Consider the following 26,191-nt stretch of genomic DNA (forward strand, 5'->3'; position numbering starts at 1 on the left):
TGGGGTCAGCCCATCGTCCCGCACGCGGAGCGTGACACGTGCACTACCGGACGTGTCGTGTTGCTTGTCAGCCCATGGTCTTCTGGCCGTCCAGGGACTCCCGGATGACGTCGGCGTGGCCGCAGTGCTGCGCGGTCTCACGGATGAGGTGGATCAGCACGTCACGGGCGGTCCAGGAGGCGTCCTCGGGGAACCACGGCGCGGGCGGGAGCTTCTGGCTGACCTCCAGGTGGGGAAGGGATCGGAAGTAGGTGTCGGTCTCCTCGGCGCCCCTTTCGTAGGCGGCGAGGGTGCCCTCCAGGGTCTCCTCGCCGATCAGGCGGAAGCTGTTCTCGTGGAACTCCTGTGTCTCCCGGGACTCGTAGTCGACCTCCTGCGGGCCCTCCTTGACGAAGGTCCGCCACCCGTTCTCCACCGAGGTCAGGTGTTTCACGATCCCCGCGAGGGTGAGCTCGCTCGCGGTGGTGCGCCGGGTGGCCTGCTCTTCGGCCAGCCCCTGGAGGGTGGTGAGCAGGAAGGCCCGCTGCTGGGCCAGGAAGGCCAGCAGTGCCTCCCGCTCGACCTCGACCTGGTTCTTCTTCTCGATGACCTCGACCATGGGAACTCCTCCGCGTCCGTTTCGTCGCCCCGACCCTAGGAAGCATGGCGGTCAGTTACAGGCCTCCATTGGCTGGCCATGACCGGGTTTTCTGGCCTCATTGAAAGCACTGTGGATAACCTGGCGGTCTGGCGACCCGGAGGTTCCATGGCCCTGATTCCGCTCCAGTACCGGCTCGACGGCCCCAGGCACGCGCCCGTCGTGCTGCTCGTGCCGCCGTTCGGAACGAAGATGTCGGTCTGGGAACCCCAGATGCCCGAGCTGACCCGAAGCCGCCAGGTGCTGCGGATCAACCACAGAGGTCACGGGTTCTCCCCGGCGCCCGAGGGGCCCTACACGGTGGAGGACCTGGCGCTGGACGTCCTCGGGATCCTGGAGGACCGGGGGTTCACGCGGGTCTCGGCGGTCGGCGGCGGCATGGGTGGTTCCCTGCTGTTGTGGATCGCCGCCAACTCACCGCGCACCCTGGAGCGGCTCGCCCTGCTGGCCGGAACCTCCCGCACCCCGCCCACACACCGCTGGGACCGCGTCGCCGCCCAGGTGCGTGAGAGCGGGATGGACTCGGTCACCGCCGACGTGGTCCTGCCCTGGTTCACCCCCGACCTCACCGAGGACCGCCCGGAGGTGGCGGGCCGGTTCACGGAGGACTTCGGCACCGTCGACCCGGGCGCCTACGCGTCGATCTGCGACGCCCTCGCCGGGATGGACCAGCGCAACCTGGTCTCCGGTGTGCGCGTGCCGACCCTGGTCGCCTCCGCCGCACACGACCCCCTGCTGCCTCCCGGACACGGGCGCCGCCTGGCCGACGGCATCTCCGACGCGCGGTTCGAGGTGGTCTCCGGCGCCGCGCACCTGCTGGGGGTGGAACGCGCCGACCGGGTCAACGAACTGCTCATGGAGCACGTCGCGGCCTGAGTCAGGCCCCTTCGGGCAACGGGATCAGGGGGCTGTTGACCTCCAGGAGGTAGCCGTCCGGGTCGCGGAAGTGCGCGGCGCGGATGCCCCACGCCGTCCAGTCGCGGGGCTCCATCACCTGCCGGGCGCCGTCCGCGACCAGCCCCGCGGCGGTCTCGTCCACGTCGTCCACCTCGAAGATCACCGCGAGTCGGTCCTGGTGGGGCAGGGCCGGATCCGCGGTGTCGGTCTCCAGCGCCTCGGCCATCACCTCGCGTTGGTTGAGGGCCAGCCGCGTGCCCGACCGCACGTCGAACTCGGCGTAGCGGCTCTGTTCGTCGCCCCACAGGACGGGGAGTTTGAGGGTGTCGGCGTAGAAGCGGAAGCAGGCCTCGTAGTCGTTCACGAGGAGCCTGATGAAGCTACAGCGCATGGGGGCCTCCTGCCGTGCGGGTTGGGTAGTCGGCACCATTCTCAGGTTCGAGCATGCCGTATGCCTGAGTATCCGTACCCGGATGACACATGGCCGGATGCGGTCACCCCGTTTTCGTCCCCGGCGTTGACCTGCGTCGCCACGGGCCGAACCCACCCCTGTCTCCTCCTCGCGGACCTGTCGCCCGGTGATACTTACTGTGCTCTCTTATGTAGTACATGTACTATCAAAAATCTAAGGAAGGCAACGAAAAGGAGGAGCTCCATGACAAGCCACATGGCGCCGGGGCTGGCCAGGGCCGAGGCCCTGGCCTCCGGAGGCCAGGGCGAAGCCGTGGTACGGGTCAGCGGGCTGCGCATGGACTACGGCGACAGCCGGGTCCTGCGCGGGGTCGACCTCACGGCCCGGCGCGGCGAGATCCTCGTGCTCCTCGGGCCGAACGGGGCGGGTAAGACCACCACCGTCGAGATCCTGGAGGGCTTCCGCCGCCGCTCCGCAGGGGAGGTCGACGTCCTCGGCTCGGACCCCGACCACGGCGACGAGGAGTGGCGTGCGCGGATCGGCGTGGTCCTCCAGTCCTGGCGCGACCACGGTTCCTGGAGGGTGCGCGACCTCCTCCACCACTTCGGCCGGTACTACGCCCCCCACTCCTCGGCCCAACGGGTCCGCCCCCACGACACCGACGTCCTCCTGGGGCTCGTCGGCCTCAGCGAACACGCCGCCAAGCGTGTTCGGACCCTCTCGGGAGGGCAGCGCCGCCGCCTCGACGTCGCCATCGGCATCGTCGGCCGCCCCGAACTCCTCTTCCTCGACGAACCCACCGCCGGTTTCGACCCCCGGGCCCGCCGCGACTTCCACGACCTCGTGTTCCGGCTAGCCGACGAGGAGGACACCACCATCGTGCTCACCACCCATGACCTCGACGAGGCCGCCAAGATCGCGGACCGCATCCTGCTCCTCGCCGGGGGCCGGATCGTCGCGGACGGCAGTCCCGACCAGCTGGCCTCCCTCGTCGAACAGGACAGTGAGGTCACCTGGACGGTCGACGGACAGCGCCACCTGCACAGCACCGACAGCCCCGCCAGGCACATAGCGGAGCTGTACGCCGTCCACGGGGACGGGATCACAGAACTGAGAGTGACCCGACCGTCCCTGGAGGACGTCTACCTGGCCATGGTCCAACGGCACGAGGACGGGGAAGCCGAGCTCGCCGCCGAGTTTTCGAAGGAGACCCGATGAACGCCCGGTTCAACGCGGTCCGCGCCGGTGTCTCCCGGGGTTGGATCGAGTTCAGGCAGTCCTTCCGCAGCGGCCAGGAGATGTTCAGCTACCTGTACGTGCCGGTCCTGTTCGTGGGCATGGCCGTCGTCTTCGACTCCTTGGGGGTGGAGGGCGGGGACGCCGCACCGATCGGAGCGGTGGTACTCAGCGGAGCCGTCGCCTTCACCCTGGTCATGCTCGGTGTCACCGCCGTCCTCCAGGTCCTGGCCACCGAACGCGAGGACGGCACACTGCTGCGGGCCAAGGCGGTCCCCCACGGCCTGGTGGGATACACGGTCGCCAAGGTCGTGCACATGACGGCGATGTCGGTCACGGCCATCGCCCTCATGGTCGTTCCGGGGGTCCTGTTCGTCGAGGGCTTCGGGTTCCAGGGCAGGGCCGACGCGGTCACCCTGCTCTGGGTGTGCGTGCTGGGCATGTTCGCGCTGGCGCCGGTCGGGGCGATCCTCGGGTCGCTCATCGACAACCCGCGTCTTGGGGCCTCCCTCGCGATCCTCCCCTCGATCGCCGTCGTCATGGTCTCCGGAGTGATGTTCCCCTTCGGGATCCTGCCTGACTGGGTCCAGGCCGTCGGCCTGCTGCTGCCCGTGTACTGGCTCGGCCTGGGGGTGCGTTCCGCGGTGCTTCCGGATTCCCACGCCGCCTACGAACTCGCCGGTTCCTGGCAGCTGCCCCAGGTTGCCGGGGTTCTGGCAGTCTGGGCGCTGGTCGGGTTCGCGGTGGCGCTGTGGTTGCTGCCGCGGATGGCCCGGCGTACGTCGGGGTCGCGGGTCCAGGCGGCCCGAGAGGAAGCGATGAAGCGTGCCCACTGAGAAGACCAACGGACGCTCCGCCAGGGCGGCAGGCTCCGAGACGATCCACAACCGGATCGCGATGCTGCGAGCCGAGCGCGGCGTCTCCCGTCGGGAGCTGGCCGAGGCCCTCGGGGTCCACTACCAGACCGTCGGCTACCTGGAGCGGGGCGAGTACAGCCCCAGCCTCCACCTGGCACTGCGCATCGCGCGGTACTTCGAGGTCCCGGTCGAGGTCGTCTTCTCCACCGAACCCTTCCCCCGCATCGGACAGTGACGGGCTGACGGACCGGGTCCGTGCCCCGTCGGCCTACAGGAACGGGTCGGGGCCCGCCCAGCCGTAGGTGTCGCGCTGGCGGGCCTCGGCGAGTTCGTCCTCGCTGAGGACCCGGGGCTGGCCGAGCTGGCGGGCGCGCAGGTAGGTGGCGCAGAGCCAGTCGAGAAGCCGGAGGTTGTCCAGGGCGTGCTCCAGGCCGCGCCCCAGGGCCACCCCGCCGTGATTGGCGAGCAGAGCGGCGTCGCGGCCCTTGAGGGCCTTGACCGCCTGGTCGGCGATGTCGCCGGTGCCGTAGGGCGTGTACGGGGTCACGCTCACGGCGCCGCCCAGTCCGGCGGCGCGGTGGTGGATCGGGGGCAGCTCGGGGAGCACCGAGGACACCGCAGCGGTGTCGGTGGTGAACGCGTTGACCACCGCGAGGGCCTCGCGCCCCTGCTCGGCGGCGTGGCGGTGCACGGCCATGTGGAGTGTGGTCTCGGCGGCGGGGTCGCGCCGCCCCTCCAGCATCCGGTCGTCCAGGGACATCACCGGGCAGTCGATCGGCTGGAGCTGGTCCAGGGGCACACCGTGGGGGGTGACGACCACCAGGTCGCCGCTGCGGACGCTGACGGTCCCGGCCTCGCCGGGGGCCGCCCCCGGATGCTGGGCGATGGCGCGTGCGGTCAGGCAGACGTCGCGGCGTTCCTGTTCAAGCAGCATGAAATCCTCGGTTGGTGCGCGGGCGGCGGTCCCTCGGGGGAGCCGGAGCAGCCGACTTAGGTACACCTAATGTACGTCACGTCGTCCGATTTGTATGCCCCCCGTCAGGCGACCAGACCGTGCCGGTAGGCGTACACCACCGCCTGGACGCGGTCGCGCAGGTCGAGTTTGGTCAGGATGCGCGAGACGAAGGTCTTCACGGTCTCCTGGCTGATGAACAGGCTCGTGGCGATCTCGCCGTTGGAGAGCCCGTTGGCGATCAGCCCCAGCACCTCCCGTTCACGGGGGGTGAGGGGGAGGTCCGCCTCGGGGGCGTGGGTCGGTCGGATGCGGGCCGCGAACCGGCCCACCAGCTGGCGGGTGACCTCGGGGGCCAGCAGGGCCGCGCCGGAGGCGACGGTACGGATGCCGTTCAGCAGCTGGTCCGGGGGAGCGTCCTTGAGCAGGAATCCGCTGGCACCCGCACGCAGCGCCTCGTAGACGTACTCGTCGAGGTTGAACGTGGTGACCACCAGGACCTTCACGGGGTGCTCCACCCCCGAGCCGGCCAGCAGCCGGGTGGCCTCGATCCCGTCGAGTTCGGGCATCCGAACGTCCATCACCACGACGTCGGGGCGCAGCCGCCCGGCGAGCTCGACGGCGGTCCGGCCGTCACCGCACTCACCGACGACCTCCATGTCCGGTTGGACGCCGATGATGGTCACCAGCCCGGTACGGATCAGCATCTGGTCGTCGCAGACCAGCACCCTGGTGCTCATCGCCGCGCGGGGATGCGGGCGTGCACGGTGAAACCCTCACCGTGCGGTCCGGCGGTGAAGTCACCGCCCATGACCTCGACCCGTTCGCGCAGGCCGACCAGGCCCCGCCCGCTGCCGCCGGGAGAGACACCCTCGGGTCCGGGGCGCTCGGTGTTGACGTTCACTGTGATCTCCTCGGGGCGGTGGCGCACGCGCACCGTGGTGGGGCTGCCGTGCGCGTACTTGAGTGCGTTGGTCAGCGCCTCCCGCACGACGCGCTGCGCGACGAGGTCGGCGCCGTCGCGGGTCCCGGACGGAGTTCCCTCCTCGCTGAACCGCACCGGCTGTCCGGCCCGACGGGTCCGCTCCACCACGTCGAGCATCCCCTCGCCGTTCGTGGGGGCGGGGTTGGCGGGGTCGAGCACGTCGAGGAGCTGACGCAGGTCGCTGATGGCCTGGCGGCCGGTGTCGGAGACCGTGCCCAGGGTCTGGTCGAGGCGTTCGGGCGCGGCGGTCAGGTAGCGCGCGGCCTCAGTCTGCACGACCATCGCGGTCACGTGGTGGGTGACGACGTCGTGGAGTTCCCGGGCGATGCGGGCGCGTTCGGCGGCCAGAGTGTCCGCGGCCAGCCGGCGGCGACGTTCGGCCTCGGCCACGCGGGTGGAGCGCAGCCACGATCCGATCCCCCAGGCCAGACCGTGTGCGAAGTAGAAGAGCACCCACTCGGCCGGTGTCTCGCCCTCGCCCACACGGGTGAGCGCCAGGGCCAGGGCCACGAACGCCACCGTGCCGACCAGCAGGGTGGTGCGCCGGTACCGGTCGAGGTGGACGCCCGCGCTCATGAGCGCGATGGGCATCGCGGTCCCGGCGATCAGGTGGTACCCGTTCAGCTGGTCGAGGGCGAAGCCCGCCGCCACCAGCGCCAGGGTCAGCGTGGGCCACCGCCGCCGACCGGCCAGGGGCAGGCACTGGAGGGCGAGCGCGAGCACGCCCAGGGCGTCGAGGGGACGGTCCGGTACCCCGCCGACCTGGGTGCCGTATCCGTGCAGCGCAGGAACACAGGAGACGGACAGGAGGATCAGGGCCAGGGGCAGGTCTCGGACGGTGACGTCGAGCCGCCGCCACAGAAGGGGAGGACGTCGGAGCCAGGTCACGGACGAATTGTAGTGGCGGAGAGCTACGGCCACGCTCCCTTTGTCCCCCATGCGAGCTACGTGCAGGTGTCCACTCAACGGTGACGACTCCGGGCTCCGGTTTCCGTAGCGTTCCGTACGTACCGACTTCCCCTTCCGGCCGCCCCGCGCGGCCGGCCCCGCCGCCTGGAGGCACCCCATGTTCCGCACCATCCGGACGACCGCCCTGACCGCCCTGTGCTGCGCCGCGGCGGTTCCCGGGCTGGTCGGGTGCGGCGTGCTCTCCGAGGTGGGCACCGACCTGGGGTCGGCCGCCGAGGAGGTGCAGTCGGACCTGGAGGACGCCGCCAACGAGGTGCTCACCGAGGGGCAGCTGTTCACCGGGACCAAGACGCTCGATGTCGACGGTGCCTCAGTCAACGTCTCCTGCTCCGGGACGCCCGCGGACGGTCGACCGGTCATCGTGCTGATGGCGGGGATGGGCGACGGCCTGGACACCCTGGCCGGGGTGCAGGAGACCCTGGCCGAGGACGAACGGGTCTGCTCCTACGACCGCCTCGGTGAGGGCGAGAGCGACCAGCCGGAGGGCCTACAGAGCATCGACGACGCCGGGGCGACGCTGACCGCCGTCCTGGAGGACGTCGCCGGTGACGGTCCCGTGGTCCTGGCCGGTCACTCGCTGGGCGGACTGATCGCCGCCCGCTACGCCCCGGACCACCAGGACAGGGTCAGCGGGCTGGTGCTGTTGGACGCCACGTCTCCGACGATGATCGACGACATCACCGGAGTGATCCCCGAGTCGGCCACCGGGGAGGGCGCCGAGGTGCGGGCGCAGAACCTGGCCATCTTCCAGGGCGAGAACCCGGAGGGGATCCTGATCGACAGCGACCCGGAGGTCCGGCCGGCCGGTGACATCCCGGTGGAGGTCATCCAGCACGGGGTCCGCTACCTCGGTGAGATCGCGGAGTACGGCGACGACCTGGAGCGGGTGTGGACCGAGGGCCAGGAGCAGTGGCTGGCGCTCTCCGACCGCAGCCAGCTCAGCACCGCCGAGGAGAGCGGTCACTACATCCACGTGGACCAGCCCGACGTCGCCGTCGAGGCCATCCGCCGCGTCACCGACGAGGCCGCCGCCTGACCCTTTCGGCGGGGGTCGTGCCGAAAGACCGGAACCGTCGGAGTTCCGCACAAACACACGTCAAAGAGTCGTCCCGGTCTTGCCCAGGGTGGTGTGTCCACTCACCCGAGGGGAGGGCCGGGGCGTAGGTCTGTCCAGACGGGCTGGTGATATGAGCCACGGCCGAGACGTACCCTGACGCGCTGTTCCGGCTGGCCAGCGAGGGTTATGGGAACGTTGTGGCGTATGTGACCTACGAGACGAGGCTGTTTGTGACTAGCGATCCTGGGCAGAGAGGGTCCGTGAACCAGACCCATGTAACCCTGCCGACCGTGCCGTACCTGTCCGAACCGGGAGCGGCGACCGCCACCAGCCTGTACGTCGACGGTGAGTGGCGGGCCGCGCAGAACGGACGAGTTCGGGAGATCCTGGACCCGGCCGACGCCTCGGTCCTGACCATTGTCAGCGAGGGCGGCAGGGCCGACACCGAGGCCGCCATCGCCGCCGCGCGCCGCGCCTTCGACCATGGCGAGTGGCGCCGCACCTCCGCCGACGAGCGCGGCCGCGTCCTCGAAAGGATCGCCGACCTGCTCCAGCGCGACCGCGAGGAGATCGCGGTCATGGAGTCGCTGGACACCGGCAAGACCATCGAGGAGGGCGGGGTCGACGTCGACGACGTCACCAACGTCTTCCGCTACTACGCCGGGCTGGCCGACAAGGACGCGGGCCGCCTCGTGTCCGCGCCCGAGGGCGTGCACAGCAAGGTCGTCTACGAGCCCGTCGGCGTCTGCGGCATGATCACCCCCTGGAACTACCCGCTGCTCCAGCTGGCCTGGAAGATGGCCCCGGCCATTGCGGCGGGCAACACCATGGTGATCAAGCCGAGTGAGATCACCCCGGTGACCACCGCCAAGCTGGTCGAGCTCACCACCGAGGCGGGCGTCCCCGCCGGAGTGGTCAACCTCGTCCTGGGCAGCGGCCCCGACGCGGGTGCGCCCCTGTCCGAGCACCCCGACGTCGACCTCGTCTCCTTCACCGGCGGGCTGGTCACCGGGCGCCGGATCATGGCGTCGGCCGCCGAGACGGTCAAGAAGGTCGCCCTGGAACTGGGCGGCAAGAACCCCAACATCATCTTCCCCGACGTCGACCTGGACACGGCCGTGGACTACGCGCTCAGCGCCGCGTTCTTCCACTCCGGCCAGGTGTGCTCGGCGGGTGCGCGCCTCATCGTGCACAACGACATCCACGACGCCTTCACCACCGAACTCGCCCGCCGGGCCGAGGCCATCCGCATCGGCCGGGGCCAGGAGGAGGGCGTGCGCTGCGGTCCCCTGGTCTCCGCCGAGCACCGCGCCAAGGTCGAGAAGGCCGTCGCGCGCGGCGTCGAGGAGGGCGCCCGGATCATCGCGGGCGGCAGGCGCCCCGACGAGGCCGACCTCCAGGACGGCTACTTCTACCGGCCCACCGTGTTCGTGGACTGCGACCGCTCCATGGACATCGTGCAGACCGAGGTGTTCGGCCCGGTCGTGACCGTCGAGCGCTTCGAGACCGAGGCCCAGGCCGTCGAGCTGGGCAACGACACCGACTACGGGCTCTCCGGCGGCGTGTGGACCGACGACACCGCCCGGGGCGAACGCGTGGCCGCGGGCCTGCGCCACGGCACGGTGTGGATCAACGACTACGGCCCCTACTTCCCCGGCGCCGAGTGGGGCGGCTTCGGCCGCAGCGGTGTCGGCCGCGAGCTCGGCCTGGCCGGTCTGGACGAGTACCGCGAGGCCAAGCACGTCTACCGGAACCTGTCTCCCGAGCCGCAGCGGTGGTTCGGCTAGCGCCTCTCTCCGGGTTCCGGGCGTAGGGGGCGCCCGGGACCCGCAGGCCACCCGTCGGCGCGGGTCCGTCCTCCGCGTCGGCGGGTGCCCTCCCTCACCTCGTGTGCCACGAAGGCCGTGGCACCCCGACGCACATGCCAGCCGAGAACACACAGGTCGGCTCCCCCCCCCCGGCATCCCCCAGAGCCACACGAACGAGAGGATTCGGCCCGTGTCCACGAACGAAACCACCTACGACTACGTCATCGTCGGCGGCGGTACGGCGGGGTCGGTGATCGCCAACCGGCTCACCGAGGACCCCGGCACCACCGTCTGCGTCATCGAGGGCGGGCCGGACGACCGGGACCTGGAGCACGTGCTCCGGCTCCGCGACTGGCTGAGCGTCCTCGACAGCGACCTCGACTACGGGTACACCACCACCGAGCAGCCCAACGGCAACTCGCACATCCTGCACTCGCGCGCCCGGGTGCTGGGCGGCTGCTCCTCGCACAACACGCTCATCAGCTTCCGGCCGTTCGCCGAGGACCTGGACGACTGGGTGGCCGCGGGCGCCGAGGGCTGGGACAACGCCACCGTGCAGTCCTACGCCGACCGCATCAAGTGCAACATCATCCCCATCGCGGAGAAGGACCGGAACGCGATGGTCAAGGACTGGGTGTCCTCGGCCTCCGAGGCGGCGAACGTCCCGGTCATCGAGGACTTCAACGCCCTGACCTCCCACGGCGGCGGCTTCTCCGAGGGCGCCGGCTTCCTGTCCATCGCCTACGACCCCTACACCGGCTACCGCTCCTCGGCCTCGGTGGCGTACCTGCACCCCGTCATGGACGTGCGGAGCAACCTCACCGTGCTGCTGGAGACCTGGGTCGGCCGGGTCCTGTTCGACGGGGACCGCGCCACCGGCGTCAGCGCCACCACGAAGGACGGCGAACGGATCACGGTCAACGCCCGCCAGGAGGTCATCGTCGCGGCGGGCGCCGTGGACAGCCCCCGCCTGCTGATGCTGTCCGGCGTCGGCAACGCCGAGGAACTGGGCGCCGTCGGCATCGAGAGCCACCACCACCTGCCGGGTGTGGGCGAGAACCTCCAGGACCACCCCGAGTCGATCATCATGTGGGAGACCAGCCAGCGGGTCCCCGAGAACACCGTGATGGACTCCGACGCGGCCCTGTTCGTGCGGCGCGAGGACGGTGACGACCCCCGCCCGGACCTGATGTTCCACATCTACCAGATCCCCTTCGACGACAACACGAAGCGGCTGGGCTACGACTCGCCCAGGGACGGCTGGGCGGTCTGCATGACCCCGAACATCCCGCGCTCGCGCTCGCGCGGAAAGCTCTACCTCACCAGCAGCGACCCGGCGGCCAAGCCCGCCCTGGACTTCCGGTACTTCACCGACCCCGACGGGTACGACGAGAGGACCATCGTGGACGGGCTCAGGATCGCTCGCGACGTCGCCGCCACCGAGCCGTTCCGCTCCTGGATCAGGCGCGAGGTCGCGCCCGGTCCGCAGGTCCGGACCGACGAGGAGCTGTCCGAGTACGGCCGCCGCGCCGCGCACACCGTGTACCACCCGGCGGGCACGTGCAGGATGGGCGCCGCCGACGACGAGACCGCCGTGGTCGACCCCCGCCTGCGGGTGCGCGGGCTGCGCGGCCTCAGGGTCGCCGACGCCTCCGTGTTCCCGACCCTGCCCACCCCCAACCCCATGGTGATGGTGCTCGCCCTGGGCGAACGCGCCGCCGACCTCATCCGCGAGGATCGGTCCGCCGCCGAGGGGGAGGCCCGATGAGCGCCCCGGCCGCAGAGGCGGTCCCCACCCCGGGCTCCACCGACGTCACCTTCTCGGTCCGCAACCTGTGGAAGATCTTCGGCAGGAACGCCGACAACATCATCGGCACCGAACTCGAACGGGCCGACCGGGACCGCATCAAGGACGAGACCGGCTGCACCGTCGCGGTCCGCGACGTCTCCTTCGACGTGCGTCCCGGTGAGACCTTCGTGGTCATGGGGCTGTCCGGGTCCGGGAAGTCCACGCTCATCCGCTGCCTCACCCGCCTGATCGAGCCCACCTCGGGTTCGGTCACGCTCGACGGCGAGGACATCGGGGACGCCACGGAACAGCGCCTGCGCGAACTGCGCCGCCACAAGATGGCGATGGTCTTCCAGCACTTCGGACTGCTGCCCCACCGCAGGATCATCGACAACGTCGCCTACGGGCTGGAGGTGCGCGGGATGCCGCGCGCCGAACGCTACGAACGGGCCCAGGAGATGATCGAGATGGTGGGCCTGGCCGGGTACGAGCGGTCCCGCCCCGGTGAGCTGTCCGGCGGCATGCAGCAGCGCGTGGGCCTGGCCCGCGCCCTGGCCGTCGACCCGCAGGTGCTGCTGTTCGACGAACCGTTCAGCGCCCTGGACCCGCTGATCCGCCGCGACATGCAGAACGAGGTCGCGCGGCTCCAGCGGGAACTGAACAAGACCTCGGTCTTCATCACCCACGACCTCCAGGAGGCCCTCAAGCTGGGCGACCGCATCGCGATCATGCGCGACGGCGAGCTCGTCCAGGTGGGCACCCCGGAGGAGGTCGTGGGCCGGCCGGTCAACTCCTACGTCGCCGACTTCACCTCCGACGTGGCCCGCACGACCGTGCTCACCGCCCGGTGGCTGGTCCGCGACGCCTACCCGGACGAGCGCACCGACGGCCCGACCACCGAACCCGGCACCGTCCTGGCCGAGGTCCTGCCGATGCTCGCCGCCAGCACCGCCCCGGTCCGGGTCGTGGAGGGCGACACCCTCCTCGGCTACGTGGGCCGCGACGACGTGCTCCGCGCCATCGCCGAGGACCAGCTGGAGGGCGCCGAACAGGTCGACGCGATGGTCGAGGAGGCGGTGGAGGAGATCCCCGACGACGCCGTCGACCACGGCGGCACGGACACCGACTCCACCGGGAACGGTGGGTGACATGGCCACGGTGACCGAACCAGCCGGGGCGAGCGCCTCCGGCACGGAAGGTACGAGGGACACCGACGGCGGACTGCTGCGCAGGAGCTGGTTCCAGGCCCTGCTGGTCGTCGTGGTCCTCGTCGCGGGCTACCAGCTGACCCGCCTGGCGGGCTCCCCGTCCTGGGCGGGCGGCTTCCCCACGAGCATCGGCAACGGCTTCATGGCCTGGCTCGACGGGGTCTACGCGTGGATCGTCGCCAACCGCAACGACAGCCCGCTGTTCCTGTACTTCTTCAACTACATCTCCGTGGGGCTGGGGTCGGCCGTCGTGCTGATCAACCAGCTCCTGAACTCGCTGACCTGGCTCGGCGTGACCGTGATCGGGGTGGTCGCCTCCTGGCGCGTCGCCGGATGGCGGGTGGCGCTGCTGGTCCTGGCCACGTTCGCCGTGTTCGCGCTGACGGGGCTGTGGAACGAGTCGATGACGACGCTGTCGCTCATCATCACCTCGGTGTTCATCGCCCTGTTGTTCGGTATCCCGCTCGGCGTCCTGGCCGGGCGCAGTGAGGGGTTCTACCGGGCCATCCGCCCGGTCCTGGACTTCATGCAGATCATGCCGGCCTTCGCGTACCTGCTGCCGTTCGTGCTTCTGTTCGGTATCGGCAACGCGTCGGCCGCGGTGGTGACGGCGGTGTACGCGCTCCCACCGGTCGTGCGGATCACCGCCCTGGGCATCCGCGAGGTGAGCAGGGCCGCGATCGAGGCGACCACCTCGCTGGGCTCCACCCCGTGGCAGATCCTCACCAAGGTGCAGCTGCCGCTGGCCAAGCGCACCATCCTGCTCGGGGTCAACCAGACCATCATGCTCGCGGTCTCCATGGTCGTCATCGCGTCGGTGATCGGTGCGGGCGGACTCGGTGACGCCATCTACCAGGCCCTGTCCAAGATCAACGTCGGCCAGGCCTTCCAGGCGGGTCTGGCGATCGTCATGCTGGCGATCGCGATGGACCGGGTCACGGGCGCCGTCGGCCACGGTTCGCGCACGCCCCGGATCGAGGAACGGTTCCGGTTGCCCCTGCTGGGGCTCATGCTCGCCCTGGCTGTCGGGGCGACGGCCGTGGGACGCCTCTTCGGTCTGGGAGGCTGGCCGCGCGACCTGTCGCTTCGGGTCGACATCCCGGTCAACGCGGTCGACAAGGCGGTCGAGTCGGCGATCGGCCCGGCCGCCGCCGCGCTGGGTTCGTGGACGCAGAGCTGGATCCTGGGTCCGCTCGACAACCTGCTCAGCGGATCGCCGTGGTGGCTGGTGATGCTCGCCGCCGCCGCTCTCGGCCTGATCTTCGCCGGGAAGCGGGTCGCGGTGGTCTCCGCGCTGTGCTTCCTCGCGATCGGCCTGCTGGGCGTGTGGGACAACGCCATGGACACCCTCTCCCAGGTGCTGGTGGCCACGGTGGTCACCATCGCGCTGGGCGTCGTCGTCGGTGTCCTGATGTCGCGCGGCGACCTGTTCGCGCTGCTGCTCCGGCCGGTGCTCGACTTCATGCAGACCCTGCCGCCGTTCGTGTACCTGATCCCGGCGGTGGCGCTGCTGGGGCTGGGCCCCGTACCCGCCCTGGCGGCCGCGGTCATCTTCGCCCTGCCACCGGTGATCAGACTGGTGAACGACGGGATCCGGGGGGTTCCCCCAGGCACCGTCGAGGCCGCGACGTCGCAGGGTTCCACCAAGTGGCAACTGCTCACCAAGGTGGAGCTGCCCATGGCGCGCGGCTCCCTGCTGTTGGCGGTCAACCAGGGGATCATCCTGGTGCTCTCGATGGTGGTCATGGGCGCGCTGGTGGGCGCGGGCGCGCTGGGCAACGACGTGGTGCTCGGCCTGGCCCAGAACGAGCTGGGGCTGGGTATCGCCTCGGGTCTGGCGATCGTGTCCCTGGGTCTGTTCCTGGACCGGGTGACGCAGGGAAGGAGGGCACCCCGTGCCTAGGTTTCTGAGGAGGAGCGCCCTGCTCCGGCTGTTCGCGGCGGGGCTGGCCCTGGTGATGGTGAGCTCGTGCGCGGTGCGCACCGACCAGATCGCCCGCGACCCCAACACTGTGCGGATCGCCGTGAACGGGTGGGTGGGCTACGAGGCCAGCGCAGAGGTGCTGGCCAGCATCCTGCGCGAGGAGATGGGCTACGAGGTCCAGCTCATCCGTGTGGACGAGCAGCCCTCCTGGCAGGCGCTCGACCAGGGCGTCATGGACGTGATCGTGGAGAACTGGGGCCACGAGGACCTGTACGAGCTGTACGGGCCCGACGGCAACGGCACCGCGGTCGACGGCGGTCCCAACGGCAACGAGGGGGTGATCGGCTGGTACGTCCCCGCCTACCTTGCGGAGGAGATCCCGGAGATCACCACCCTGGAGGGGCTGAAGGCCAACACCGACCTGTTCCGCACCGCCCAGACGGGCGACAGGGGCGAGTTCCTCGCGGGGGCCCCGGGGTTCGTCAGCCAGGACCAGGGGATGATCAACGCCTTCGACCTGGACCTGGAGATCGTCTACGCCGGTTCGGAGGCCGCGCAGATCACCGAGGTGCGGCGCCGGTACGCCAACGAGGAGCCGGTGCTCTTCTACTTCTACGATCCGCAGTGGTTCCAGGAGGAGGTGGACCTGGTCAAGGTCGAGTTCCCCGAGTACCACGACGGTTGTGACGCCAACCTGGACGACGTCCCCTGCGACTATCCGGTCTACGACCTGAACAAGATCTTCCGGACCGGTTTCGTTGAGGAGGACGACTACGCGTACCGCTTCCTCAAGAACTGGAAGTGGACCAACTCCCAGCAGAACGAGGTCGCGCAGATGATCGCGGACGAGGGGGTCTCACCGCCCGAGGCGGCGGAGGCCTGGGTCGACGCGAACCGTGACGTCTGGGAGAAGTGGCTGCCGGAGGGCTACGAGAACCGGGGTTAGCCGAAGGGGGCGGGGTCCGCGAGGGCCTCGCCCCCTTCGCGTTCCCGCCCTTGCGCCGCGCCGCCGGAAAAGGTGAGAATCGTTCACTTACCCCCGACGGCTGGAGCGACATGCACCAGGGACGACTGGTCACGGCGTTCGGAACGGTCCTCCTCCTGGACGTGCTCCGAGTGTTCCTGCCCTCCCTGATCACCCTCTTCGGGCAGGCGGGCGCGACCAGCCCGGAACTCATGGGTGCCTACGCGCTCGCCTGGTTCCTGGTCCCCCTCCCGTTCGTGGCGCTGGCCCGGCGCCTGCCCCCGCTCGGGGTCGCCCTGGCCGCCGGTGCGGCGCTCGCGGTCGGCCGGGTCGGGCTCCAGTTCACCCAGGGCGGCGACCCCCAGCTGTACCTGGCCTCCGCGCTCGTCGGACTGGGCGCCGTGTGGCTGGTGTGCACGGCCATGGCCACAGCCGTGGACGGCCGGGCGACCGGCCACGGGGTCATGGTCGGACTCGTGGCCGGGTTGGCGGCCTCCACCGCCGCGCACACCGCACTGGGCACGGTGGACCTGGTCTGGCGTGAGGGCCCCGCCGCCTGGGTCGCGGTGTTCGTGGCCCCGCTGGGCCTGCTGCTCACGGCGGCCCGGGCCTGGAGGGCGACTCCCGGCGATCCTGCCCCGATCCGCCCTCGCGGCTGGCTGGCGCTGGGGCCCCTGCTCTTCCTGGCCGGGCTGTACACCGCCAACCCCGCGGTGGCCCAGACCATCGGCGGCACCCCCTTCGCGGCCGTCGCGCTCAGCGTGGTGGCGGTGCTGTCCGTACTGGTCGCCGCGAACCCACGGCGCTACACGCCCAACCCGCTCCTGCCGTTGGCCGTGCTGTTCGCGATCCTCACCACGCTGTGGCTGGCGCCACTCCTGCCCGGGGAAGTTCAGGGGACCCTTCCCGCGTGGTCGCTCGCGGCGCTCCTGCTGGGCCAGCCCGCCCTGGCCGCCTGCGCCGGATGGGCGGCCACGGCGGGGACGAGGGCGCCCATCCGGACCGGTCTCCTCGCCGCGTCGGGCCTCCTGCTCTTCGTGGTGCTGGTGTTCGTCTTCTACGCCGCCTACGACCTGCACGCCCCCAACGACCACGTGCCCTTCGTCGCGCTGGCCGTTCTCGCCGCCGCGATCCTGCCCCGCGCGACCGCCGTGCGACCCACACCCGGGGGAGGTCGGACCCTCCTGCGGACCACCACGGCGGCCGCGGCGCTCACCCTGGCCGCCACGGTCGTCGCGCCGATCGCACGCACCGGCGCACCCGCCTCAGAGTCCGGAGCGGAGGGGCTGAGGGTGGCCGCCTACAACGTGCGCATGGGCTTCGGGATGGACGGGCGCCTCTCCGTGGCGGAGCAGGCGGACGCGCTGCGCGCCCTCGACGCCGACGTCGTCGCCCTGAGCGAGGTCGACCGGGGCTGGCTGCTCAACGGAGGCCACGACGGCCTGTCCATGCTCGCCGAACGGCTCGGCATGACCGCGTACTGGGGCCCCGCCGACGGCCCGTTCTGGGGGGACGCCGTACTCACCAGCCTGCCGGTCACCGAGGTACGCGGGCACGCGCTCCCCGCCAGCGGCCCCACCGGGGCGCAGGCGCTGGCGGTCACCATGGAGTGGGCGGACACGGAGGTGAGTGTGATCGCGACCCACCTCCAGCCCGAGGGGTACGACCTGGCGAACCCGAGCGCGAGCGATCAGATGAGCGCGCTGATGCTCGTCGCCGAAGAGACGAGGTGGACGACGCGCGCCCCCGTGGTGATCGCCGGGGACCTCAACTTCGAGCCGGAGGAACTCCCCTTGGAGGGCTGGTCCGGGGGCGACTACCAGGACGCCTTCGCGTCGGTGCGGCCCTTCCCCACGATGGCGGCGGACACTCGCTCCGACCAGCAGATCGACCACATCCTGACGAGCGACGACCTGGTTCCGAGCGATCCCGCCAACCCCGACGTGCCCCACTCGGACCACCGCCCGATCGCGGTCACCCTCAGCCTCGCCGAGTAGGGCGCGCCCCTTGCCCGGGCTGTCCCGGGTTCCTATGAGAGGAAGACCTGGAGTTCGGTGGGGTGGAAGCCGTAGCGGGCCTTGAACCATCCGTTGCGCCTGCCCGCAGTCACCGTCGGCCGACCCTCCTCGAACGCGGACCTGAGGGCGTGGGCGACCAGGACGTAGGTCGGGCTGAACCCCTCACAGGCCTCGTCGTCCACCCCCAGACACCACACGTGGTGGCGGGTGTCGTCGGCCAGGCACACCAGGGACGCGACGAGCCGCCCGTCGACACGAAGCTCCGTGACACGGGCGCAGCTTCCCAAGGCGCCGAGAAACCCCTGGAACACCCCGGGCAGGTAGTAGTCGGCGTTGTGGTGCTTGCTTCCCGCGGTGGCGCGCGCCAACCGGACGAACCCGTCCAGGTCCGCGTCGTCCACCCCGAGCTCCCGGGCCCGGACACCGGACTCCTCGGCCCTGCGGAGGTATCGGCGCATCTCCCTGCGGGGCTTGCCCCCCAGGCTCTCGAGGTAGGCCTCGAACCCGCCCAGACCGGAGACGTCCATGCTCCACATCCGGTCGAGGGGGGTTCCGGACAGACCCGCGGCGCCGAGCACACGCGCCGCGTCGCTGTCCGCCCCGACGTTGGCCGCCCCGTACAGCGTCGCGCCCCACTCCCCGGCGAGGTCACCCATCGCGTCCACCGCCAGACGTGCCGCCTCGGGGCTCAGGGCAGGGATCGTCGTCTCGTAGCAGTGCCAGACGTGGGAGAGCAGGACGGGGTGGTCCAGCGCCTCGGGCCGGTTGGCCGCCAGCGCCCCCATCGGGTCGACGCCCCGCTGGAGGTAGACCGGTAGAACCGCGTGCGCTCTCCCGTCTTCGTCATGGACGAGGATGTGGGCGCCGCGTTCGACGGAGTGCAGGGGGAAGGCCTCGAACGCCCGCAGAAAGGCCGGTGAGTAGAACACCGGCGCACCGGTCTCCCTGACCAGCCGCTCACAGGCACGGGTGTCCAAGGTGCCGGTGTCGGGTTCGATTGACACGTGTAACGGCATGGTGTGGCCTCCTCGGCGGACCTAGGTCCAGTCCAGCAGCACCTTGCCGGCTCTTCCGCTGGCCGCGGTGGCGAAGGCTTCGGCGTACTGGTCGTAGCGGAACGTGTGGGTGATGACGAAGGAGGGGTCGAGCCCGTTGGCGACCAGCGCGGCGACGCTGCGCCACGTCTCGGGGATGCGCCGACCACTCACGCCCTGGATGCTGAGCATCCGGGTGGAGATGTCGGCCCAGTCCACGGAGGTCTCGCGGGAGGGCAGGCCCAGCGCGACGATCCGGCCACCCGGGCTGACGGCGTCGAGCATGGTCTGTAGGGCCTCGGGCGCCCCTGACATCTCCAGGCCGATGTCGAAGCCCAGCGGGGTGCCACCCGCCTCGCGCAGCTCCTCGGAACCCGATTCGGACGCGGCGGCGGGGACCACGTCGATGTTCTCGGCGAGCAGCAGGCGAAAGGAGCTGATGTCGGTGACGACCACCGACCGCGCCCCCATGCGCGCGCAGATCTGGGCCGCCATCAGCCCGATCGGACCCGCGCCGGTGATCAGGACGGACAGTCCGCTGACGGGGTGGGTCGTCGCCGCGTGCACGGCGTTGCCCAGGGGGTCGAAGATCGAGGCGACCTCCAACGTCACCCCCTCCCCGTGCACCCACACGTTGGCGGCGGGGACCACGACGTAGCGGGCGAAGACCCCGTCGGTGTGCACGCCGAGGTTGGTGTTGTTCAGGCACAGGTGGCGGGCCCCGGAACGGCACTGCGCGCACCGGCCGCAGGTCAGGTGCCCCTCGACACCGACGGTCTGTCCCTCGCGCAGCCCCCTGACGCCGCTCCCGGTCTCGACGATCCGCCCGACGCACTCGTGCCCCGGGATGAGGGGTGTGCGGACCGAGCTCCGGGCCCAGTCGTCCCACTGGAGGATGTGCAGGTCGGTTCCGCAGATCCCCGTCAGCAGGACGCGGATGAGCACCTCGTCCGGTCCGGGCCGCGGAACGGGAGCCTCGACCAGCTCCAGGCCCGCCCCGGGGCCGGACTTGTACAGGGCGGGCATCGTCTCGGCGCGTGTCCCGTTCATTTCCGTACCAGCGGTGCGAGCGGGACGGCGACGCGCTGGTCGTTCATGTCCACGAGCCACTGGTCGACGTCGAGCAACCACCAGGAGTCGATCTCGACCACATAGAACCGACGGTGTCCTTCCCCGTGGAATTCGGAAAGGGGGAGGCGCCAATTCTGGCGGGTCTCGTCGTCGGGAAAGTTTCTTTGGTAATAGAACTCCGAGATGTGCTCGAGGTTGTCTCCGGTCACCGGGGAGGCTCTTCCGGTGAACTGGGCCCCGTCCAGGCCGAGGCCGGGAAGCCCGGTCACGAAAATCGATCCGGAGACCATCGGGTGGGCGTGGATGTTCTGTGAGTGGCGCGCCTCGCGCAGCGAGTACCAAAGGAGACGCAGCGGCTCGCGCAGGGGGACGTAGTTGACGGTCGACGCCCAGGCGCCGTCGGGCGACTGTGTCGCGAGCGTGACGAAACGCCCGTTCTCGATGAGGAAATTGCTTCGGTCGATCAGTTTCTTGGGAACTTGCATTGTTCTCTCCGTGGGGTGCCGACGACCATGCCCGAAGGATAGGAGGGCAAACAGGATGTCCTATGAATATTTTGGCTTGTCTGGAGAATTCGCCACTTCCCCAACAGGGGAGAACAATGGCCCCACGCTTCGCAGGAGTTTGGTCACCTTCCGAAATGGCGAACGTATTCTCCGTGTTCGGCGTAGGGGATTCGGCCCACGCGTACAGTCGGTGGTGACGGGACGAACAGCACGCCCCGCCTCCGGTCGTGGGGCGGACGGAGGGACGGAGGCGGCCGCGATGGCCCAGTTCGACGCACTTGGCGACATCTACGACGACTTCGCCCAGACGCCGTTCCGCAGACACCTCGAACTCCCGAGCATCATCCGCGCGCTGGGGGACGTGACCGGGCTCAGCGCACTCGACCTGGGCTGCGGAACCGGCCCGCACAGCCGGACGCTGGCGAGGCTGGGCGCGGAGGACGTGGTCGGGGCGGACGTGGCGGAGGGCATGCTGGAGCACGCCCGACAGGCCGAGCACGAACACCCCCTGGGGGTCCGCTACGCACGGGCGCCGCTCACCGACGGGTTCGCCGGACGCTTCGACCTCGTCCTGTCCGTCTACGTCATGCCCTACGCCGCGGACCGGGACGAACTCGACGTCCTGTGCGCCCAGGCGTTCACCGCCCTGAAACCGGGCGGCCGACTGGTCGCCCTCCCGGCCAACCCCGACCTCAGCACCGTCCCCGGCTACTACCGGCCCTACGGTTTCGACCTGGTGGTGCCCGAACCCCTGGCCGACGGTTCCCGGATCACCCTGGTCATGGGCGAGGAGGAGATCGCCGCCCGGTACTGGACCAGGCACGCGCTCGACCAGGCGCTCACCCGCGCGGGCTTCACGGCGGTCCGGGGCCTCGGACACCACGTCTCACCCGAGGGTGAGCGCGAGCTCGGCCCCGGTTTCTGGCGCGACTACCTGGACCGGCCGCACGCGCTCATCCTGGAGGCCCGGCGCCCCTCACAGGCCTGACGGGCGGACTTCTCACAGGGGCGCTTCTCACGGGGCGCTGCTCACAGGCGCTCCCCGCGGGGTCTCGCCCCGAAGCCTGGGGCGCTCTACGCGGGCCGCTCGTAGTGGAGACGGCGGCTCACCCAGTAGACGTTCACGCACGCCGCGACGAACCCGACCCCGAGGACGACGATCAACCACGCCTGGTTGGTCAGCACGATGGCCGCCACCGTCCCCAGCAGCAGGACCAACGCCCCGAACACCGCCAGGACCAGCCGGAAACCCAGCGCGCTCGCCGGGCGGTCGTGGGTCCCCAGAGCCCCCTTCAACCTGCCGCGTCTGGCACGTTCCATGTCGTTGACACCTCCCTGTGAACAGTCCTACCCCAACGGAGCCGCACGCACGTTCCGGGGTGCCTCTCCGGTGGTTTCCCGCGGCCGGGAGAATGAGGCGGAGCGTTCCGCCCCGTCGTCCGAAGGAGAAGGTTGTCCCACCACGAGGGCCGTGTGCCCGGTCCCCTGATCGTCGCCCTGCCGCTCGTCCTGATCCTGACCGGCTGTTCCACCCCCGACACCGAGGCCGGAGCCGAGCCGGAGGCGACCACGCCCTACGTCTCGGCGTTCTGGGTGGAACGTGAGGTGCGGGTGCGCACGCTGGAGCGCATGTTCACCGAGGGCGACTCCGACGTGGTCATCGCGAACACGGGTCCCACCAGGGAGCTGTTGTTCGACGCCGGGGTCGTCCATGAGGAGGGTGACGGGTACCGCGTCGAACTCGACACGGACACGTGGGACACCTCGCTCAACCTGAACCGGATCGACGGCGCCCTGGGAAGCGCCATGCGACAGAACGAGGTCACCTGGTGCGGCGACGCCGTGGAGGCCGAGGATTTCGTCGAGGACTACATGGACGAGTTCTGGGAGACCCTCGACACCTTCGACGCCTACGAGGCGAGCGTCATCGACTACGTCGACTGCGGTACCGGGAGGGTCTGACCCCGCCTTCGGCCCGTGAGGCGGCGCCCCGGGTACACGAAAGGGGGCGCCCCACCGGGCGCCCCCTCGTCGTTCGGGTGGTTACACGCCGTCCATCAGCGCGGGCAGCGTCTGCTCGTAGGTGGCGCGGAGCTCGTCCAGGCCGATCTCCACGACACCGCCCGGGTGGCTCACCGACAGGCTCTCCCCGCCGACGGTGCCGATCTGCGTGACGGGGACGCCGTGCTGGGCCGCCAGGGCCACGAAGGCCTCTTCCTGACCGGGCCGCACGGCGACGATCGCGCGGGCGGCGGACTCGCTGAACAGCGCCGTGAAGGCGTCGCCGTCCACCTCCACCCGCAGCCCCCTGCGTCCGCGCAGGGCCGCCTCGGCCAGGGCCACGGCCAGGCCGCCGTCCGACAGGTCGTGCGCCGCCGCGGCCAGACCCTGCTCGGCGGAGCTGGCCAGCACCTCGCCGAGGGCGGCCTCGGCGGGCAGGTCCACCAGCGGCGGGAGCCCGCCCAGGTGGTCGTGGACGACGTCGGCCCAGGCGGACCCGCCGAACTCGGCGCGGGTCTCTCCCAGCAGGAAGACGCGGGTGCCGTCGTCCTCGAAGGCGGAGCGCAACCGGGCGTTGACGTCGTCGATCACCCCGAGGACGCCGATCACCGGGGTCGGGTTGATCGCCACGTCGCCGGTCTGGTTGTAGAAGCTGACGTTTCCACCGGTCACCGGGGTGCCGAGCTGCTGGCAGGCGTCGGCCAGACCTCGGGTGGTCTCCGCGAACTGCCACATGACACCGGGGTCCTCCGGCGAACCGAAGTTGAGGCAGTTGGTGACCGCCAACGGGCGGGCGCCGGTGGCGGACACGTTCCGGAAGGCCTCCGCGAACGCCAGCTGCGTTCCCGCGTACGGGTCCAGGAGGGTGTACCGGCCGTTGCCGTCGGTGGCCAGGGCCACGCCGCGGTCGGAGTCGTCGGAGATCCGGATCATGCCGGAGTCGTGCGGGGTGGACACCACGGTGTCGCCGCGCACGTAGCTGTCGTACTGCTGGGTGACCCAGGTCGGGTCGCACACGCCCGGCGCGCCCAGCACCCGCAGGAGCTGCTCGCGGAGTTCGGCGTCGCCCTCGGGGCGGGGCAGCTTCGCGGCGTCGTCGGCCTGGAGGGCGTCCTGGCTCTCCGGGCGGGCGAAGGGGCGCTGGTAGACCGGGCCCTCGTCGGAGGCGGTCCTGGGCGGCATGTCCACGACGGTCTCGCCGTGCCAGGTCATCACCAGGCGGCCGCCGCGCTCGGCCTCCTCGGGGGTGACCTCGGTGACCTCGCCGATCTCGGCGGCGAGGATGCCCCACTTGTCGCAGACCGCGAGGAAGTCGGGCATCTTGGCGGGCTCGACGATCGCCATCATGCGCTCCTGCGACTCGCTCATGAGGATCTCCTCAGGCGTGAGCCGGTGGTCGCGCAGCGGTACCCGGTCCAGCTGGATGCTCATGCCGCCGGTGCCGCCGGCGGCGAGCTCGGTGGTGGCACAGGAGACACCCGCGGCGCCGAGGTCCTGGATGCCGACGACCATGTCCTGGGCGTACAGCTCCAGGCTGCACTCGATGAGGAGCTTCTCCATGAACGGGTCGCCGACCTGGACGCTGGGCCGCTTGGACTCCAGTTCCTCGTCGAAGGAGGCGCTGGCCAGAACGGAGGCGCCGCCGATGCCGTCGGGGCCGGTGGTGGAACCGAACAGGACCACCTTGTTGCCCGGGCCGGGTGCCTGGGCGAGCTTGATGTCCTCGTGTTTGAGCACGCCCACGCACAGGGCGTTCACCAGCGGGTTGCCGAGGTAGCTGCGGTCGAAGCCGATCTCGCCGCCGATGTTGGGCAGACCGAGGCAGTTGCCGTAGAAGGAGATGCCGGAGGTCACGCCGGGCAGCATCCGCTTGGTGTCGTCGGCGTCGGCGGGGCCGAAACGCAGGGCGTCCATCACGGCCACGGGGCGGGCGCCCATGGTGAGGATGTCGCGGACGATGCCGCCCACACCGGTGGCCGCGCCCTGGTGGGGCTCGACGAAGGAGGGGCTGTTGTGCGACTCGATCTTGAACGTGACCGCGTTGCCGTCGCCGACGTCCACCACACCCGCGTTCTCGCCCATGCCCACGAGCAGGGCGTCGTTCTCCGGGGCCTTCTCACCGAACTGGCGCAGGTGAACCTTGGAGGACTTGTAGGAGCAGTGCTCGCTCCACATCACCGAGTAGATGGCCAGCTCGGCGGCGGTGGGGCGGCGGCCCAGGATCTCGCGGACCCGCTCGTACTCGTCCCTGGGCATGCCCAGTTCGGCGTACGGCTGGGGTGTGTCCGGACTGGCGGTCGCGGTGGCGACGGTGTCGAGACCGGGTGCTTCAGACATGCGGTGCTTCCGTTCGGGTGTCGCGGAGTTGCGCGGAGGGTGGAGGCCGAGCCTTGGCTGTGTCCGCCGCCCGGCACCGGATCAGTCGGCGGGATTTCCCGCGTTGCCGAGCATGAGCACCGGCAGGGCACCGGGTTCGGAGGCCGTGGAGTCGGCCACCAGGGTCGTGTCGTCGGTGAGCACGGTGTCGATGAGTTCGACGTCCTCCTCGGACTCGGCGCCCGGCGGGATCTCCTGGCGCCAGCCGTGGGAGACGAGGTGCTCGTACACCGCCCGGACGGCCTCCTCGGGCTCACCGTCGAGCTCCTCGCCCTCCTCACCCGCGATCACGATGAGACGGAAGCACTGCCCCTGGGAGCAGTGCGCCTCGTCCTGGTCGACGTAGGTGAACCCGGACGGCGGGCTGTCCAGAGCCCCGACATCGGGCGGGGGAGTGCCCTGCTCGCCCTGCTGCCCGGGTCCCTGCTGCCCCTGGCCGTCGCCGGGGGTGGCCACGGGGGGCGAGTTGAACGACTGGAAGAGGCCGATGGCCCCGGAGACCACGAGGCCGACCACGACCAGCCCCACGAGCACGTACAGCAGTTTCCGGGAGCGCAGCAGCGCCATCATCGCGAGGATCGTCTCCCTGTCGGGTGAGTCGGGGCGGGATGTGTCAGACCTGGGCCGGGGCGGCCAGGTGGCCGAGGATCGAGGTGAAGAACCCCAGCCCCTCGGTGGAGGGGCCGGTCAGGGCCTCGACGGCGTGCTCGGGGTGCGGCATCAGCCCGACCACGTTGCCGTGTTCGTTGGTGACGCCCGCGATGTCGCGCCGCGAACCGTTGGGGTTGCCCCCGACGTAGCGGGCGACGACCCGGCCCTCGGACTCCAGCTGGTCCAGGGTCTCCTCGCCGGCGACGTAACTGCCCTCGCCGCTCTTGAGGACGACCAGGATCTCCTGGCCCTCGTCGTAGCCGTTGGTCCACGCGGTCCGGGTGTTCTCCATCCGCAGGACCTGGTCGCGGTTGACGAACCGCAGCGAGGAGTTGCGGGTGAGGGCACCGGGGAGCAGGTGGCTCTCGCACAGGATCTGGAAGCCGTTGCAGATGCCCAGGACCGGCAGCGCGCCCGAACGCGCGGCCGGGACCAGCTCGGACATCAGCGGGGCGAAGCGGGCGATGGCGCCGCAGCGGAGGTAGTCCCCGTAGGAGAAGCCGCCGGGCAGTACCACCGCGTCGACCCCCTTGAGGTCGTTGTCCGCATGCCAGAGCGCGACGGGTTCGGCACCCGCCAGGGAGACCGCGCGAGCGGCGTCCTTGTCGTCAAGGGAGCCTGGGAAGGTGACGACGCCCACACGGGCTGTCATGAGCACACTCCGGGTTGGTTGTTCGACGGGGAGGAGTCGGCGGCTGGCCCGTCGCCGGGACGGCGGCAGGAGGCAGCCTGGCGACGCGAGCGCGGAGGATTCCACGGAACACGCCCCACATCCGCAGCGTACCCGCTCACCTGTGCTCGGGTACGACCGTCACCCCCATCGAGGGGGTTCGGACTGT

The 26,191-nt window shown here is 70.6% G+C and carries 25 protein-coding genes; 13 read left to right on the forward strand and 12 right to left on the reverse strand.

Translation table 11 applies throughout. The annotated features are described in order from the left end of the window. Positions 1–67: 67 nt before the first annotated feature. Complete coding sequence (locus BDW27_RS23655) at positions 68–598, reverse strand: DinB family protein (protein WP_110051793.1); 531 nt, start codon at positions 596–598, stop codon at positions 68–70. A 147-nt stretch (positions 599–745) separates the two neighbouring features. Here BDW27_RS23655 and BDW27_RS23660 point away from each other — a divergent pair, with 147 nt between their 5' ends. Next, a complete protein-coding gene (locus BDW27_RS23660) occupies positions 746–1,513 on the forward strand; it encodes an alpha/beta fold hydrolase (protein WP_110051795.1) in 768 nt (255 codons plus the stop codon). Between the two features lies 1 nt (position 1,514). On the opposite strand, the gene BDW27_RS23665 is transcribed toward BDW27_RS23660, so the two are convergent. Then, complete coding sequence (locus BDW27_RS23665) at positions 1,515–1,925, reverse strand: VOC family protein (RefSeq protein WP_017546918.1); 411 nt, start codon at positions 1,923–1,925, stop codon at positions 1,515–1,517. A gap of 264 nt (positions 1,926–2,189) precedes the next feature. Here BDW27_RS23665 and BDW27_RS23670 point away from each other — a divergent pair, with 264 nt between their 5' ends. Genes BDW27_RS23670 through BDW27_RS23680 form a run of 3 tightly spaced genes read left to right on the forward strand, consistent with a single transcriptional unit; the run spans position 2,190 to position 4,274 of the window. Next, positions 2,190–3,164: an ABC transporter ATP-binding protein gene (locus BDW27_RS23670; RefSeq protein ID WP_370446547.1), complete on the forward strand. Its 975-nt coding sequence runs from the start codon at positions 2,190–2,192 to the stop codon at positions 3,162–3,164. Then, positions 3,161–4,018 carry an ABC transporter permease gene (locus BDW27_RS23675; protein WP_017546920.1) on the forward strand — a complete coding sequence of 286 codons (858 nt, stop codon included), beginning with the start codon at positions 3,161–3,163 and terminating at the stop codon, positions 4,016–4,018. Before BDW27_RS23670 ends, BDW27_RS23675 begins: the two co-directional genes overlap by 4 nt. Further along, complete coding sequence (locus BDW27_RS23680) at positions 4,008–4,274, forward strand: helix-turn-helix transcriptional regulator (RefSeq protein ID WP_017546921.1); 267 nt, start codon at positions 4,008–4,010, stop codon at positions 4,272–4,274. Before BDW27_RS23675 ends, BDW27_RS23680 begins: the two co-directional genes overlap by 11 nt. Positions 4,275–4,307: 33 nt before the next feature. On the opposite strand, the gene BDW27_RS23685 is transcribed toward BDW27_RS23680, so the two are convergent. From BDW27_RS23685 to BDW27_RS23695, 3 genes are all read right to left on the reverse strand, one after another. Beyond that, positions 4,308–4,973 (reverse strand): class II aldolase/adducin family protein, encoded by a 666-nt coding sequence (locus BDW27_RS23685; RefSeq protein ID WP_110051799.1) that lies wholly within the window; start codon positions 4,971–4,973, stop codon positions 4,308–4,310. 104 nt (positions 4,974–5,077) lie between these two features. After that, positions 5,078–5,731, reverse strand: coding sequence for a response regulator transcription factor (locus BDW27_RS23690; protein WP_040694881.1), 654 nt, complete (start codon positions 5,729–5,731; stop codon positions 5,078–5,080). After that, positions 5,728–6,864 (reverse strand): sensor histidine kinase, encoded by a 1,137-nt coding sequence (locus BDW27_RS23695; protein ID WP_110051801.1) that lies wholly within the window; start codon positions 6,862–6,864, stop codon positions 5,728–5,730. The genes BDW27_RS23690 and BDW27_RS23695 overlap by 4 nt, the downstream gene beginning before the upstream one ends. Before the next feature lie 178 nt (positions 6,865–7,042). Here BDW27_RS23695 and BDW27_RS23700 point away from each other — a divergent pair, with 178 nt between their 5' ends. From BDW27_RS23700 to BDW27_RS23730, 7 genes are all read left to right on the forward strand, one after another. Then, positions 7,043–7,981, forward strand: coding sequence for an alpha/beta fold hydrolase (locus BDW27_RS23700; RefSeq protein ID WP_110051802.1), 939 nt, complete (start codon positions 7,043–7,045; stop codon positions 7,979–7,981). Positions 7,982–8,262: 281 nt separating this feature from the next. Continuing rightward, on the forward strand, positions 8,263–9,789 hold the full coding sequence (locus BDW27_RS23705; protein WP_110051804.1) for an aldehyde dehydrogenase family protein: 1,527 nt from the start codon (positions 8,263–8,265) through the stop codon (positions 9,787–9,789). 211 nt (positions 9,790–10,000) lie between these two features. Then, entirely contained in the window at positions 10,001–11,578 is a 1,578-nt protein-coding gene (locus BDW27_RS23710; RefSeq protein ID WP_017546927.1) for a GMC family oxidoreductase, read from the forward strand. Further along, on the forward strand, positions 11,575–12,747 hold the full coding sequence (locus BDW27_RS23715) for a glycine betaine/L-proline ABC transporter ATP-binding protein (RefSeq protein ID WP_110051806.1): 1,173 nt from the start codon (positions 11,575–11,577) through the stop codon (positions 12,745–12,747). Before BDW27_RS23710 ends, BDW27_RS23715 begins: the two co-directional genes overlap by 4 nt. A 1-nt stretch (position 12,748) precedes the next feature. Then, on the forward strand, positions 12,749–14,710 hold the full coding sequence (locus BDW27_RS23720; protein ID WP_110051807.1) for a proline/glycine betaine ABC transporter permease: 1,962 nt from the start codon (positions 12,749–12,751) through the stop codon (positions 14,708–14,710). Further along, the gene (locus tag BDW27_RS23725; protein WP_110051809.1) at positions 14,703–15,677 is read left to right on the forward strand and encodes a glycine betaine ABC transporter substrate-binding protein; all 975 of its coding nucleotides are present in this window, start codon (positions 14,703–14,705) and stop codon (positions 15,675–15,677) included. Before BDW27_RS23720 ends, BDW27_RS23725 begins: the two co-directional genes overlap by 8 nt. 110 nt (positions 15,678–15,787) lie before the next feature. Then, positions 15,788–17,692 carry an endonuclease/exonuclease/phosphatase family protein gene (locus tag BDW27_RS23730; protein ID WP_110051811.1) on the forward strand — a complete coding sequence of 635 codons (1,905 nt, stop codon included), beginning with the start codon at positions 15,788–15,790 and terminating at the stop codon, positions 17,690–17,692. Positions 17,693–17,724: 32 nt separating this feature from the next. Here BDW27_RS23730 and BDW27_RS23735 read toward each other — a convergent pair whose 3' ends face one another. Genes BDW27_RS23735 through BDW27_RS23745 form a run of 3 tightly spaced genes read right to left on the reverse strand, consistent with a single transcriptional unit; the run spans position 17,725 to position 20,303 of the window. Further along, positions 17,725–18,717 carry a GNAT family N-acetyltransferase gene (locus BDW27_RS23735; RefSeq protein WP_158543601.1) on the reverse strand — a complete coding sequence of 331 codons (993 nt, stop codon included), beginning with the start codon at positions 18,715–18,717 and terminating at the stop codon, positions 17,725–17,727. A 33-nt stretch (positions 18,718–18,750) separates the two neighbouring features. Continuing rightward, positions 18,751–19,797: an L-threonine 3-dehydrogenase gene (tdh, locus tag BDW27_RS23740; RefSeq protein WP_233515899.1), complete on the reverse strand. Its 1,047-nt coding sequence runs from the start codon at positions 19,795–19,797 to the stop codon at positions 18,751–18,753. Further along, positions 19,794–20,303, reverse strand: a complete 510-nt coding sequence (locus BDW27_RS23745) for a pyridoxamine 5'-phosphate oxidase family protein (protein ID WP_110051869.1) — start codon at positions 20,301–20,303, stop codon at positions 19,794–19,796. The genes tdh and BDW27_RS23745 overlap by 4 nt, the downstream gene beginning before the upstream one ends. A gap of 280 nt (positions 20,304–20,583) precedes the next feature. On the opposite strand from BDW27_RS23745, the gene BDW27_RS23750 reads away from it, so the two are divergent. Beyond that, positions 20,584–21,312, forward strand: coding sequence for a class I SAM-dependent methyltransferase (locus BDW27_RS23750; RefSeq protein ID WP_158543602.1), 729 nt, complete (start codon positions 20,584–20,586; stop codon positions 21,310–21,312). An 86-nt stretch (positions 21,313–21,398) separates the two neighbouring features. Here the strand turns inward: BDW27_RS23750 and BDW27_RS23755 are convergent, their stop codons facing one another. After that, complete coding sequence (locus tag BDW27_RS23755; protein ID WP_110051816.1) at positions 21,399–21,644, reverse strand: hypothetical protein; 246 nt, start codon at positions 21,642–21,644, stop codon at positions 21,399–21,401. A gap of 132 nt (positions 21,645–21,776) precedes the next feature. Between BDW27_RS23755 and BDW27_RS23760 the strand changes: the two genes are divergently transcribed. Beyond that, positions 21,777–22,286 (forward strand): hypothetical protein, encoded by a 510-nt coding sequence (locus BDW27_RS23760; RefSeq protein ID WP_110051818.1) that lies wholly within the window; start codon positions 21,777–21,779, stop codon positions 22,284–22,286. A gap of 81 nt (positions 22,287–22,367) precedes the next feature. Here the strand turns inward: BDW27_RS23760 and purL are convergent, their stop codons facing one another. From purL to purQ, 3 genes are all read right to left on the reverse strand, one after another. Further along, the gene (gene purL, locus BDW27_RS23765) at positions 22,368–24,662 is read right to left on the reverse strand and encodes a phosphoribosylformylglycinamidine synthase subunit PurL (RefSeq protein ID WP_110051820.1); all 2,295 of its coding nucleotides are present in this window, start codon (positions 24,660–24,662) and stop codon (positions 22,368–22,370) included. 81 nt (positions 24,663–24,743) lie between these two features. Next, positions 24,744–25,271 carry a hypothetical protein gene (locus BDW27_RS23770; RefSeq protein WP_110051822.1) on the reverse strand — a complete coding sequence of 176 codons (528 nt, stop codon included), beginning with the start codon at positions 25,269–25,271 and terminating at the stop codon, positions 24,744–24,746. 43 nt (positions 25,272–25,314) lie between these two features. Beyond that, positions 25,315–26,004 (reverse strand): phosphoribosylformylglycinamidine synthase subunit PurQ, encoded by a 690-nt coding sequence (purQ, locus tag BDW27_RS23775; RefSeq protein WP_110051824.1) that lies wholly within the window; start codon positions 26,002–26,004, stop codon positions 25,315–25,317. Between the last annotated feature and the right edge of the window lie 187 nt (positions 26,005–26,191).

Source organism: Nocardiopsis sp. L17-MgMaSL7 (assembly GCF_003182025.1).
Taxonomy (GTDB): Bacteria; Actinomycetota; Actinomycetes; order Streptosporangiales; family Streptosporangiaceae; genus Nocardiopsis; species Nocardiopsis prasina.

What these genes read in the sequence shown, in the direction of transcription:
- BDW27_RS23750 (WP_158543602.1), top strand. Translation starts at nt 20,584, where the DNA reads ATGGCCCAGTTCGACGCACTTGGCGACATCTACGACGACTTCGCCCAG.
- BDW27_RS23690 (WP_040694881.1), bottom strand. Translation starts at nt 5,731, where the DNA reads ATGAGCACCAGGGTGCTGGTCTGCGACGACCAGATGCTGATCCGTACC.
- BDW27_RS23770 (WP_110051822.1), bottom strand. Translation starts at nt 25,271, where the DNA reads ATGATGGCGCTGCTGCGCTCCCGGAAACTGCTGTACGTGCTCGTGGGG.
- BDW27_RS23670 (WP_370446547.1), top strand. Translation starts at nt 2,190, where the DNA reads ATGACAAGCCACATGGCGCCGGGGCTGGCCAGGGCCGAGGCCCTGGCC.
- BDW27_RS23660 (WP_110051795.1), top strand. Translation starts at nt 746, where the DNA reads ATGGCCCTGATTCCGCTCCAGTACCGGCTCGACGGCCCCAGGCACGCG.
- BDW27_RS23675 (WP_017546920.1), top strand. Translation starts at nt 3,161, where the DNA reads ATGAACGCCCGGTTCAACGCGGTCCGCGCCGGTGTCTCCCGGGGTTGG.
- BDW27_RS23745 (WP_110051869.1), bottom strand. Translation starts at nt 20,303, where the DNA reads ATGCAAGTTCCCAAGAAACTGATCGACCGAAGCAATTTCCTCATCGAG.
- BDW27_RS23665 (WP_017546918.1), bottom strand. Translation starts at nt 1,925, where the DNA reads ATGCGCTGTAGCTTCATCAGGCTCCTCGTGAACGACTACGAGGCCTGC.
- purQ (WP_110051824.1), bottom strand. Translation starts at nt 26,004, where the DNA reads ATGACAGCCCGTGTGGGCGTCGTCACCTTCCCAGGCTCCCTTGACGAC.
- BDW27_RS23700 (WP_110051802.1), top strand. Translation starts at nt 7,043, where the DNA reads ATGTTCCGCACCATCCGGACGACCGCCCTGACCGCCCTGTGCTGCGCC.
- BDW27_RS23755 (WP_110051816.1), bottom strand. Translation starts at nt 21,644, where the DNA reads ATGGAACGTGCCAGACGCGGCAGGTTGAAGGGGGCTCTGGGGACCCAC.
- tdh (WP_233515899.1), bottom strand. Translation starts at nt 19,797, where the DNA reads ATGAACGGGACACGCGCCGAGACGATGCCCGCCCTGTACAAGTCCGGC.
- BDW27_RS23730 (WP_110051811.1), top strand. Translation starts at nt 15,788, where the DNA reads ATGCACCAGGGACGACTGGTCACGGCGTTCGGAACGGTCCTCCTCCTG.
- BDW27_RS23715 (WP_110051806.1), top strand. Translation starts at nt 11,575, where the DNA reads ATGAGCGCCCCGGCCGCAGAGGCGGTCCCCACCCCGGGCTCCACCGAC.
- purL (WP_110051820.1), bottom strand. Translation starts at nt 24,662, where the DNA reads ATGTCTGAAGCACCCGGTCTCGACACCGTCGCCACCGCGACCGCCAGT.
- BDW27_RS23685 (WP_110051799.1), bottom strand. Translation starts at nt 4,973, where the DNA reads ATGCTGCTTGAACAGGAACGCCGCGACGTCTGCCTGACCGCACGCGCC.
- BDW27_RS23720 (WP_110051807.1), top strand. Translation starts at nt 12,749, where the DNA reads ATGGCCACGGTGACCGAACCAGCCGGGGCGAGCGCCTCCGGCACGGAA.
- BDW27_RS23655 (WP_110051793.1), bottom strand. Translation starts at nt 598, where the DNA reads ATGGTCGAGGTCATCGAGAAGAAGAACCAGGTCGAGGTCGAGCGGGAG.